Raw genomic sequence first — 12460 nt, forward strand, 5'->3', positions numbered from 1 at the left:
CTTTTCTAACAAAATTTTTATGATTTAAACAGCATATTTATTACTTATTCTATTACATACGAAAAATCCCTTTATAACGAATTCACTATCACTCGTTATAAAGGGATTTTCTTCTTTTATATTATATTTTAAAACTTTTATCTTTTGCATACAGGCTCCGTAACTCTTCGACATGTTTCATAACATAGGTCGCCCCTGTACTTCGAATTTTCATATTGTATTTTCACACATTAGATTCTTCTCAACAGTATGAGTCACGAATAGATATACCCAAAACCATGTTCTTGTTATATTATAAGTATAATTTCATAGAAAAATGGTGACCAAAAATGACGATAACATTAATTTTCATAATGGCTTTTACAATCATCATCCATGCAGTCGAAACAAGTTCTTATAGTATTCGACTAGCTGGCGTTCGTTTAAAAAAGATTGCCGTTGCCTTATCCGTAGTTGGAATGGTATTACTCATTTCACGAACATCCAACTTACTACAAGCTTTTTTACTTGGTGGTATTATTGATCAGGCTAAGAGTGGTGCTTCTGTTAATTTAGAAAGTACGATGCGCCTTGTTTTATTATCCGCTTCTATCGGTACACTGCTCGCGATTATTTTATATCCAACTTTAACGAAGTTATTTGGATATGTCATTCAAAACTTTGAAACAGATGGTTCGTTTATTCGAATGATGAAAACAAACAATATGCAAAAATTGAAGTATACAAAAAAATATGTTCGCTTTCCAAAATTTGAAATGATCCACCGTATGCGAGTTGGTGGCATTCCAAAACGAATTATGCTCATTAATATGTTTGCAACCGCAATTTATACTGCGGGGGTTCTTTCCGCCTTATATGCTTCTTATTTAAATCCAACTTATGCAACGAAAGCAATCACGGCTTCTGGTCTTATTAATGGATTTGCTACAATCTTATTGACTGTACTGCTAGATCCGCGTATTGCCCTTTTAACAGAACGTGCGCTTCAATCAGAAAATGGTGCAGATACAATGCGTAAGATGTTCGGTTGGCTTATGATTTCAAGATTCCTCGGTACATTATTAGCACAGCTTTTATTTGTACCTGGTGCGAAGTGGATTTTATGGATTATTGAACTTATGCATTAAATTAACTACATAGCATTTTCTAAAATAATAGGTGAGAAAGGCGGAATTAAACATGTATATCCAAACAGAACAAGATATTATTCGGCTTATACAAAACGATACTTGGATGATGGAAATATTAAAGACAGCTAAATCTTTACAACTACCGGATTGGTGGATTTGTGCTGGATTTGTTCGTTCTAAGATTTGGGATGTTCTTCATGAGTATGAAGTAAGAACTCTAACGCCAGATATAGATATCATCTATTTTGATCCATTACATATAAGTGAATCCACCGAAGAAAAATTAGAAAATAGGCTTAAAAGTATAGATTCTACTATTCCGTGGTCCGTGAAAAATCAAGCTCGTATGCATGTAGTCAACAACATGCCACCTTATTCATCTTCAGTCGATGCAATTTCTAAATTTCCAGAAACTGCAACCGCTCTTGGTGTTACATTAGATGAAGAAGAAAACGTTGTGTTAACAGCGCCTTGCGGAATTGAAGATGTTCTCACGTTACACGTGAAGCCAACACCTCATTTCCTCGAAACGAAAGAGCGCACTAATATGTATGAAAAAAGATTACAAAAAAAGAACTGGCAAAGTAAATGGCCTAACATTACAATCTTCCATCCTGAAATATAAACATGAAGAAAAAAGGTGCTTCTCATTTTATGAAGCACCTTTTCCTAATTTACTTCAAAAAATCAATTACAGTTTCTGCAAATCGATCTGCCGCTTCATAATGTGGTGTATGCCCACTCTCTTCAAAAACAGTCATCTCACCATTTTGAACCTCTCTTTGAAATATTTCAATTTGTTTTTCACAGGTTACCACATCGTGTTTTCCTACAATTAGCAACATCGGATTCTCCACATTTTTTAATTTTGATAATAATGATTGATGAATTTCCCCTTCCTCTTTCAATCTTGTAAAATGAATCTCAGAACGATCATAAAACTCTTCCCATTCTTCCTCACTATATAAACTATAATCTGTTTCATCCTCAACGTTATTATAAATTTCCATTCTGTGTTCTTCTAATTCATCGCTTAATTTCGAATAAGCTTCTAGCAATTCTACTGAACTAGCATCACTTTCTGCAATAGCTATACATTCGTTCCCCTGGTTTTCTTTTCCGGACTTTTTTAGTAGAACTCCTGTCTTTTTTAATAAAGCTCTACTTGTTAATGCAAAATCAAACGTAGGTCCTTCAAAAATAATTTTTTGAATAGATTGTGGATACATCGTTGCATATAACAATGCTAAAAAACCACCAAAGGAATGTCCAATAACAGACCATTGTTCAATTCGCAACATCTTCCTTAGCTCTTCGCAGTCCTCAATAATATCTTGTAATCCAAATTGCTCTTCTTGCCTAATTTCCTCCGAACGTCCTACTCCTCGTTGATCAATAGCAATGAGACGAAAGAAATCTTGTAATCTATGTGCTTGATGATAGGAAAAATCAAAACACATCTCACCAGGACCTCCATGAAGAAACAATACAGGATGATTTTCTCGTGATCCATACATCTCCACATATAGCTTTTTCCCACGCACTTCCAACATTTTACCTTGTAAAAGTACTTCTTTGTCTTGTTTCATCTTTTTCTCCTCCTATTTTCATATTTTAACCCTTTATACAAATAGGAGGACCACGAATCTGAACACGTTATATATCTGTTGCTTAATAATTCATTTTATCCACCTCTTCTTTTACTGAATATTATAACATTTTAAGTTAAATAATCCCTATCACATTCAAAAATACAATGACAATCGCAATCGGAGCGACAAATCGAAGCAAGAATACCCAGCAAGTAAATACTGCTTTCCCGTAATTCCCACCAACAAAGAATTCTGCTTCTAATACCTTTTTCTCCATTTTATATGAGACGAAAATACTTATAAATAAAGCTCCAAGTGGCATTAAAATATTACTAGATAAAAAGTCTACCGCATCAAAAATGTTTTTACCAAAGATTGTAATATCACTCCATACACCAAATGAAAGTGCAGATGGGATACCTATTAAGAAAATTAAAAATCCAATAATCCATGACAATTTCTTTCTTCTTTCCTGCTGCCCATTCGCTAGTGCTGAAACAACTGTTTCAAGTAAAGAAAATGCAGATGTTAACGTTGCAAATGTAAATAGTGCAAGAAATACTGTTAAGAAGAAATTTCCAAATGGAATTTGACTAAATACAGATGGTAATACGATAAATAACAAACCTGGTCCTTCAGTTGGCTCCATTCCTAGTGAAAATACTGCTGGAAAAATAGCAAGCCCTGCGAATAGAGAAACAAATAGATTCAGTCCAACAATTGTTACCGCTGAACGTGGTAAACTTTCTTTTTTATTTAAGTATGAACTATACGTGACCATGATTGAAATCCCTATACTAATTGCAAAAAATGATTGTCCCATTGCAAACAAAATACTTTCTGATGTAATTTTTGAGAAATCAGGCTGTAAGAAGAATTTGACTCCTTTCATCGCATCATCAAGTGTTAGTGATCGAACAATAAGAGCGACAAATAAAACAAACAATGCTGGTAACATATATTTGCTTGCTTTTTCAATTCCATTTTGTACCCCTTTTGATACAACCCAAATCGTAATAAACATAAAAGCAAAATGACCAACAATTGCCCAAACTGGATCCCCGATTGTTTCTGTAAATAAAGAACCGTAATTTTGCTGTGATGTAATAAGTTGTCCGGTAATGCCTCTAAATAAATAAATTAATACCCAACCACCAACTACACTATAAAATGATAGCAAAATAAAACATGTACCAACGCCAAGACGCCCAATCCAATGCCATCCTGTATTTGGTGCGATGCTTTTAAATGCACCGATTGCTTGTTTTTGCGTACTACGACCAATCATAAATTCAGCTATCAATAACGGAAGACCTATTAATACCGTAAACAAGATAAAGATTAAAAAGAATGCGCCTCCCCCGCTCTTTCCAGCAATATAAGGAAATTTCCATATTGCTCCAAGTCCAATTGCAGAACCTGCTGCTGCCATTATAAAACCTAATTTCGAAGTCCATTGCTCCGCCTGCTTCATCTTCTTTTCCTCCTAATTAAATCTTTTTATATTAATAAATAAATATTATTAACCAATCCAAATATAACCTCCATTTCTTCCTATATATAATAAAAAATGGCCCAGCATCTCTTTATATAAAGAGACGCTAAGCCATTTACTTAACGCGGTACCACTCTTATTGATTCCATTATGAATCCACCTTAGCAGTAATCGTTTGATTACAAACCTGTTATCGAAGGTTAACCGTTAAGATTTACTAAGAATTAGACTTCTGTTCCACCTTACTGCTCCTAGGCGAGTTCAGGATGTTATTTGACTATGTCGCACCAACCCATAGCTCTCTGTACAAACACATGACCTTACTACTCCTATTCAACGCAATTTAATATTCTGAATATATTTTCTCTTGAAATTACTACGAATTATATCGGTTATATGTAAGACTGTCAAGCAAGATATTTATTTTTTTGTCGAAAAAAGTTTTAAAACCAAAAGATTACGTTAGTATATTAATTAAAATACATTAATGATTAAACAGGGATTCGATTCTTTACTTATGTAATACTAGTAATCATTTCAATCCTAATCTAGCTTGTTTAGAAAGAATAATGTTTTTTTGGTACTTGGGAGTTGATGGACATGTTACCATACCTCTAGAAGGAACAAGCGTGCCATAAAGTGAAAATCAACTTACAAAAAAGTAATAAAAATATTCCATAGAGGTTTAACCCTCTACGGAATCCATCTAAGAAATGAATGTTTTTATTTTAAATCGTACTGAGGTTGGAGTGTAAATAAACTTCTGAACCATGGACCAATTGATGTGCGGTATTCATAAGCCACAACAGTTGTGTTATAAATTAGTGTCATATATGTTCCTAATCCAGCAATAACTATTAACATCACCAACGCGAAATAATCTCCGAATGTTGCATGTACACGAACTTTTGGAGATGTTATATTTCCACGTGCAATTGCAAAAGCTTAAATAAAAAACAGGACATGAGTAAAAAGTGCTCATGTCCTGTTTTTTATACGTTTTTTTTCTGTTTTCGCAATGCTTTTGGAATGTATACACAGAAAGGTTCACTTTCCATGTAATCTCCCGTCATCGCAAACGCTCTGGAACGAGATCCTCCGCAAACATATCGAAACTCACAAACTCCGCACTTTCCTTTATACTTGTCCGGATTACGCAAATCTTGGAAGACAGGAGCGTTCCGATAAATATCAGCTAGTGGTGTTGTTCTAACGTTCCCGGCTTTGATAGGTAATAACCCACTTGGATATACATCTCCAATATGAGAAATAAATACAAAACCGTTTCCATCATTTACCCCTTTTGGAGCACGTCCAAGTCCATCAATTTGCCCCGTCATTCCATTCATTAATACATCCTGATATTGAATAGCCTGATCTACTTTTTTATTTTCTTTCATTTTTTGTTGAATAACAACGCGTCGATAGTGCTGAGCGGCTGTTGTTTTAATATCAAAAGAAACCTTTTTACTTAGTTGATATAGCCATTGGAATACCCTTTCATGCTGAGCTGGTGAAATCATATCTGTTTCCTTGCCGCGCCCCGTTGGAACTAAGAAAAATACACTCCACAGCACACAATCTAATTCTTCTACTAAAATTGCCATATCTTCAAGTACATTCACATTATAATTAGAAACAACAGTATTAATTTGAATAGGAATTTTTAATTCATGCAAGTAACGAATCGCCTTCATTGTTAATTCAAATGACCCATCTGTCCCTCTAAAATGATCGTGTATTTCAGCTGTTGGTCCATCTAAACTAAATGCCCATCTAGCAAGCCCTATTTCTTTTGCTTTTCGAATCGTTTCTTTTGTAACATTTGGGGTAGCACTTGGTGTCATGGATACCCGAACACCTTTTTTTACCGCATAATCCGCAATATCATATACATCCGGACGCATTAACGGATCTCCGCCAGTAAAAACAAGCATTGGATTATCCATTTCATATATATCATCAATTAGTTTTTTCCCCTCTTCAAATGTTAGCTCAAGAGGATGACGATGATACTGAGCTTCCGCACGACAATGAATACATTTTAATTGACATGCTCTTGTTAACTCCCATATTACAATAAATGGATTTTTATTAAAATCACGATTAATCAAGATTAAAACCTCCCATCGATTTATATTCTAATTGTAAAGTTATATAAGCATTCATGTTGTGAGATACATCACGCATGAAATTTCTAGTATAAAGCAAAACTTTTATCAGGGGGTGTTTTGTTCATGTCTCATTAATTGGGTTCACTTTATTTGTATAAGAGGTGCTTTTTTAGAAGATAAATGTATATTCAAAATTTATATGTATTCCCTTTACTTTTCTAATTAATTTAATAGATTTTTAATCATCATGTACTCCATCTAATAGCTCTGAAAATGTATGACAAATTATCTCTATAGCTGCTTCTCCTTGTTCCTCATGATCCCAAAATACAATTGTTGGTGATAGTTTATCCGCAAGATAGTCAAAACATATTAGATTTCCGAAAGGATCTCTAGCAAAAGGAATAATTCCCTCTATCTCAGGCTGTATTGGGTTATAAAAGGAAACGGCAAGCGGGTACACTCCGCTTGCCGATTTTTCATAGCTTCGTATGTATTTGAATTCCTTTTGCTTTCTTTTCTTCACCCTTCACGCGTACAATTAAATCATATGATCCGGATTTTGGCGCTTCAAAAGAAAGCAAACCTTCTTTTTGAGAAGTGACTTCTTCTTCATAAATGACCTTATCGTCTTTTGTGACTTGCAATAAAATCGTACCTTCTTCAACGGCTGCCTCATAAGGAATTTCCACATTTCCTTTTTCAGCTTTAATCGTTTGCACATCGTGATACCCTTGCAGGGAGCCAATTTTCAAAGTCGTTTCGCCATTGTTTTGAACCTTTGTGACTTTTGTTGCTGTATTGCATGCGCTTAACAATACAACAAGAGTGAGAATGAGAAATGAACGTAGCAATTTCATAGAGATTCCCCTTTCTTTTTTATCATGATAAAATTTTACCATTGCGGTAACTATTTTATCATTTTTTGATAAGCCAATATACTCATCAAAATAAAAAATTGTAATTTATGATAACCTGTATGACATCCGCATCCTTTCAGCCTAATAAACTCCCGTAAATTTACTTAATCTACATTTCTTTTTGTAAATTTTAATACAGATTCTCTTGAACGTTCGATTTCATTTTTATTTTCATTATAGAACTTTGACACATACTTTTATAAACAGTTGTAACATTGAAATAAAGTTTGATTAAATTAACTTAATAAACCTTGATAAAAGAGCAAATAGAAAAAGCATGTTTTGAAAAATAGATTGATCAAAACATGCTTTTTCTATAATCAATTAAATCATCCTTTTATAAAAAAGTTTGATAATTTTTGCGATACTTACTCAATTAATGTGACCGATTGGCCCTGCTTGTTATTTGACTATTACTTTTCCATCCATTCCTTTCTGGAAATGGTACCGACATATCAGTTCATATGTACCGGGTTTTTTAGGTTTTACGGTAATGGTTTTTTCTTTTCCCGGCTGGACTTCGGCATCAATTCTAAGCTTTTCCACTGTGAAGGTGTGCTCTTTCTTACCTTGGTTTTTCAATATCAATGTTGTCGTTCTTCCAATCGGAAGAGTGATGACTTTCGGATTAAAGTAATCATCGTTCAACTCGACCTCAATCACTTTCACTGACTCAATAGGCTGTGTTACGACGCCGGATTCGGCAAATACACTGAGAGAGCCTGGAGTTGTCACAACCACAATCATCGCAAGCAAAACGACCAATCCCGTTAACCACTTTTTCATAGACATTCGCAATCCTTCCTTTCCTAAGTAAGCATTATTATTTTCCAATTCATAAAATATTATCACTATAAATGGGGCTCCAATGTGCTTCAAATAGTAACTCTTTTATCTGAAGCAGTAACAAAGAAAAAAGATCGACTCTAATAACGATCTTCTGGAATCCATTCTTCTTCAATTAACCTGCACCATTAGTTTAGGTGTAATACTTCACATTCAAACAAAATATTTTCATCATCTTCGTACTTGTAAATCTAGAGCGATGGTTGCGGCAGATTACGCTATAAATTCGTGGGTCTGGAATCTCAAGAAGAGAATATAGAAAATAAACAAAGTGTACCTACTACTCAGACGCCGGCGCAACAACAACCTAAGAAATCAGCTCCCCCATCTACACATGATCTGAAGAAAGATTCAGCTAATTATAATAAAAATAGTAACTATAAACCGGTAGATGAAATGACACCTGATAACATAAAAAAGAATTAAAAGGTTTCATGGCCCCTTTTTTTTAGGTAAGGTTGCTAATTCAACTACTTCTTTTCATATCAATAGTCCTACTGTCTCCCTTACCCAAAAACTTCCCTCCAGCCTCCATCATATACTTATATGGACCTTTCTGGGAGTACGGCTCTTTACACTTTCCGTTACAAAGAAATATACCCTCTAAGAATCCACTTATATTCCCTTTTATTAATTATATATAGTTTTTCATCCAAACAAAAAACTAGAAAATGATTTACATCTTCCAGTTCAGGTTGTATAAACAAATCCTCTCACAAATAACATCCTAAAGTGAAACTTTAATCGACAGGGGTTTTCTTCATCCCCCACTGATTATTAGTTGAATGAATCGGATTTTTACGGACAGTTGATTCCCACTTCACTTCTTTGCTTTTTCTGGATTTTAAGGTGAGAATCTTTTTGCCCGATAATGCAGGTTAAAAAGAATGAATTACGTCTACATTTCTTTACTCCTAGAATCTAGTAAAATAATACATAAGAATCACTCATTTAATACATAATTGATAAATAATTAGCTGGAATTGAATCTGAAAGCCAAACTTTTTCATTTCCAAAATAAAATGTTACACCTTGGCTACTAGCTTTTTCAGCATCTATAATTAAAATAACAGGTTGAGAATTTTTTCTTTTCCCTACCAATTTAGCTGTCTCTATATCTTCTGATAAGTGCACATATTGTCTAGACATTGGTAATAAACCCTTTTCCTTTATTGAGTTTATATAATCTGGCGAAGTTCCATGAAACAAAATTTTTGGTGGTACCACTTCATTTTTTATAATTTTCATTGGAATAGAATGTCCATATAAAGCTCTAATTTTACTGTTATTTAACTCATGACGTTTCTTATCCGATAGAGAAATCATTAGTTCGATATCTTTTTCAGTAATACCTTCCCACTCTTTTGATTGATTAAGAGAGCTAAATAGTTGCTTAATAGGTACCCATCCTTCATTATCTAATTCTAATTCATATTCCCAAGGTGCATGTCGAAGAGCGTAGGAGATTTCTTTACTTAGTTTTTGATAGTTCATAACTTTCTCACCCCATAAAAATATACATTCACTCTTAGGTGATATCCAAATTCATTGGGGCTATAATAATTATAACTAGCTTAAATTGAATTTTTCACTATATTCTTGATTAAGATTGAAAAGTTCTTCTGCTAGTACTACTTTTTTTTCTGCATTTTCTAATTGTATTTCATTTGCCCATAAAAAGGGATATATTAATATCGCATCATCAAACTCAACATCTTTGACATCTTTCTCCCATGCATTCCATCTCATATTACTATAAAATTCATCTATATTCCCATTTACAACCCAAGCTATAAATTCAGAGTATTTCATTTCTAATGACTCCCATTCTAATGTATCAGGAGCAAAATACCATATATCTCCTACTCCATTTGAAAGTCTTCCTGTATTTAATGCAAATATACCACCTACAACATCATCTGCAACTATCAACATTTTATCAATTTTAGTAGCAACCCCTACTTCATTCACTCTATTATATGAAAGTATTCCTCTATTTTTCTTACTATCAGAACCAAGTACTCTAATCCAATTTTCAACTATTATTCCAGATGTATGAAGTAACACTGAACCTAATGCTGATTTTGGTGTTATTTGTAACTTATCCAATGTATATTCGCCATTAATTGCTTCACTTCTATTTACTCTTATTTCCCTACTACAATTAGAAAACATATTACTAATTTCTTCCCACAGAGTATTATTCATTTTTTCCTCCCACTTTAGCTTTTTAGTCATCAATTATTTTAGTCCCATTAAGGTATGGTCTTAATTTATGCCCAGTACTTGAACCAGATCCCCGGTCGAACACTGGCCCCTGTACCGTCCTCTATAAACATTGCCGGTGGATATTCATCCAAATCTTTTCCTGGAACTTTATCTGCACCTTTTAATGATGTCCTACGATTAGCCTTTGCACTACCTCTATTGATTGTTAATACCTCTGGTTGTCCAGCAGCTATTGCATCCTCAATATGCTTTGCTGATTCTAGGTATTTAGTTCTAGACATTTCAACTTCTATTACCTTAGGGCTTCCTCTACCAAATTTCGGTACATACTCTCCTGATTTTTTCTGATTATTTATTCTGTAATAGCAGTTATCTCTATTCTACTATACAAACAAAAGAGGGTATGCACAGCATCCCCCTTTAATATCTCCTGAATATATCAATATCACTAATTGGAATATCCAGTTAACTATATTAATAGCTATTAAATAGCTACTAGACTGGATTTGCATAAAAATATTTAACACCTGTTTGCCAATCCATTTTCGATAGTTTGTCAATATAACTAATAGTCTCTTTAAGTTTATTTTCATTGATTACCGTATCATATTCAACTGGACATTTAACACTACTCCATATTGAAAGTAGTGAAGGAATTATCCCCATCTCTAATCTTGAATTTGTTTTCGCTGCGATAAATGATTTCTCAATTAGCTTTTTTGCTAAGTCTCCAGGAAATATAAATTGCTGATTATAATAATAGCTTTCAGCATCTAAACTATCTCTTTTTTCTAAATAGAATTGTCCTATTTCTTCCACAGTAGATTCTTCGGAAAGATACTTTGTATATCCAAGTATTGTATCCAAAGAATCTTTAATTGTTTGTTCTACATAAGTATCTTCCCATTCTTCTAACATAGCCAGTAAATAAGGAACCACATCATATGATAATGTTGTTGGTGCACAAGAAGCAAAAGTATCAGCATTTGAGTCCGAAATCTCAGACAAAAACCTCAGATTATTACTATTTAATAAATCATCATGATTAGAAACTGAACAAAATAATCTTATACATAAATTCAAAACTGCTTCATTCTTTGTAGTATTCATTAAATCAATAAGTATATTTTTTATAGTAAAGTCTCCAGACTTTAAAATTTCCATAACGGACAGAATACAATCTTTTTCAGAAGTAATAGCGGTAAAATTATTTTTCAACAGTGTAATATCCTCATTCTTCTTAACAGAGCCATACCAAATCCCTGGCATTAAATTTGTTTCACTAGGCAAAACACTCTCTCCTTTCGTTATAAATCATTATCGTAACCTATTCTCTCCTTACCATTTTAATACTTTATTTTGGTATATTGTAACCTTAGTATGGTTCGGGTTATTTCAAAATACTTACAATCCACTTGTTGATGAGATTAATATGAATAACACTATCAACAAAGTACTTTTATACAAAATCAAACCTGAAGATAGAGAAAACCTGCAATGACATATAGTCAAAGCGAATTTGTTAATATATTCTCGTTTACTTTCTCCTTCAAACCACTCATTGAAAACTTCATTCGAACTCTTTGGTAAATTTGTAAACTTTAAATCATAAGAATTAATCACTTCATTTTCTAATCTTTCTAAAGTAAATTTACTGAAAAATGAAGTTACTCCTATAATACCCTCTTCTAAAACATAGTTTCCAATCATTTCATCTGATAATTTTAGAATATCACTTCCACATTGAGATAGTGTATCTAAGAGCAATTCAAAAAACTTTCCTACAGGTATTGTTTGCATAATAGTTCCCTTTCTAATCAATTTGTATTACTGTTGCTTTATCATTTGGTGTAGCAATATATCCATCTGTACTTTTTATAACTTTTCCAGTTGGATCTGTTAAATATCCATAATATGAACCTCCACGGACACCTACACCACCATGATAAAATTCACTTCCATAAACACCCTCTATACAGTCTTCCCAAGTATTTTCTTAATCTCATTTTTATTGTTCCATACAAACGTTCTGAATTCGCAGTAATATCCTCAAATAAATTTAATTTTCATTGAATATTATCCGCTCCATATTTTTCTTTAAAGTATTTATTCCGCTGTTCACCGATTACAGGAC

The 12460-nt window shown here is 33.3% G+C and carries 14 protein-coding genes and 1 other annotated feature; of the genes, 2 read left to right on the plus strand and 12 right to left on the minus strand.

Translation table 11 applies throughout. From position 1 onward, the window contains the following. Positions 1-329: 329 nt before the first annotated feature. Entirely contained in the window at positions 330-1127 is a 798-nt protein-coding gene (locus J4P91_RS10680) for a lipid II flippase Amj family protein (protein WP_207994111.1), read from the plus strand. A gap of 52 nt (positions 1128-1179) precedes the next feature. Further along, positions 1180-1755, plus strand: a complete 576-nt coding sequence (locus J4P91_RS10685; protein WP_207994113.1) for a nucleotidyltransferase family protein — start codon at positions 1180-1182, stop codon at positions 1753-1755. A 49-nt stretch (positions 1756-1804) separates the two neighbouring features. On the opposite strand, the gene J4P91_RS10690 is transcribed toward J4P91_RS10685, so the two are convergent. From J4P91_RS10690 to J4P91_RS10745, 12 genes are all read right to left on the minus strand, one after another. Beyond that, entirely contained in the window at positions 1805-2719 is a 915-nt protein-coding gene (locus tag J4P91_RS10690; RefSeq protein ID WP_207994115.1) for an alpha/beta fold hydrolase, read from the minus strand. Between the two features lie 136 nt (positions 2720-2855). After that, positions 2856-4196: a sodium-dependent transporter gene (locus tag J4P91_RS10695; RefSeq protein ID WP_207994117.1), complete on the minus strand. Its 1341-nt coding sequence runs from the start codon at positions 4194-4196 to the stop codon at positions 2856-2858. A 117-nt stretch (positions 4197-4313) separates the two neighbouring features. Continuing rightward, positions 4314-4563: a binding site (T-box leader), on the minus strand. A gap of 377 nt (positions 4564-4940) precedes the next feature. After that, the gene (locus J4P91_RS10700) at positions 4941-5153 is read right to left on the minus strand and encodes a respiratory nitrate reductase subunit gamma (protein ID WP_307802530.1); all 213 of its coding nucleotides are present in this window, start codon (positions 5151-5153) and stop codon (positions 4941-4943) included. A gap of 56 nt (positions 5154-5209) precedes the next feature. Further along, positions 5210-6331: a TIGR04053 family radical SAM/SPASM domain-containing protein gene (locus tag J4P91_RS10705; RefSeq protein WP_207994118.1), complete on the minus strand. Its 1122-nt coding sequence runs from the start codon at positions 6329-6331 to the stop codon at positions 5210-5212. Positions 6332-6569: 238 nt separating this feature from the next. Beyond that, a complete protein-coding gene (locus J4P91_RS29575; protein WP_207994119.1) occupies positions 6570-6857 on the minus strand; it encodes an SMI1/KNR4 family protein in 288 nt (95 codons plus the stop codon). Beyond that, a complete protein-coding gene (locus J4P91_RS10715) occupies positions 6811-7191 on the minus strand; it encodes a BA_1872 family lipoprotein (RefSeq protein ID WP_207994120.1) in 381 nt (126 codons plus the stop codon). The genes J4P91_RS29575 and J4P91_RS10715 overlap by 47 nt, the downstream gene beginning before the upstream one ends. 462 nt (positions 7192-7653) lie before the next feature. Beyond that, positions 7654-8043, minus strand: a complete 390-nt coding sequence (locus J4P91_RS10720; protein WP_207994121.1) for a cupredoxin domain-containing protein — start codon at positions 8041-8043, stop codon at positions 7654-7656. A gap of 1005 nt (positions 8044-9048) precedes the next feature. Beyond that, a complete protein-coding gene (locus tag J4P91_RS10725; protein ID WP_207994122.1) occupies positions 9049-9591 on the minus strand; it encodes an RNA 2'-phosphotransferase in 543 nt (180 codons plus the stop codon). A gap of 75 nt (positions 9592-9666) precedes the next feature. Further along, on the minus strand, positions 9667-10305 hold the full coding sequence (locus J4P91_RS10730; protein ID WP_243763796.1) for a DUF2625 family protein: 639 nt from the start codon (positions 10303-10305) through the stop codon (positions 9667-9669). 65 nt (positions 10306-10370) lie between these two features. Beyond that, positions 10371-10607, minus strand: a complete 237-nt coding sequence (locus tag J4P91_RS10735; RefSeq protein WP_207994124.1) for a NucA/NucB deoxyribonuclease domain-containing protein — start codon at positions 10605-10607, stop codon at positions 10371-10373. Between the two features lie 214 nt (positions 10608-10821). Beyond that, on the minus strand, positions 10822-11616 hold the full coding sequence (gene imm47, locus J4P91_RS10740; RefSeq protein ID WP_207994125.1) for an Imm47 family immunity protein: 795 nt from the start codon (positions 11614-11616) through the stop codon (positions 10822-10824). 114 nt (positions 11617-11730) lie between these two features. Then, entirely contained in the window at positions 11731-12126 is a 396-nt protein-coding gene (locus J4P91_RS10745) for a hypothetical protein (protein ID WP_207994159.1), read from the minus strand. Positions 12127-12460: the final 334 nt, after the last annotated feature.

This window comes from Bacillus sp. XF8 (assembly GCF_017498755.1).
Lineage (GTDB): Bacteria > Bacillota > Bacilli > Bacillales > Bacillaceae_G > Bacillus_A > Bacillus_A bingmayongensis.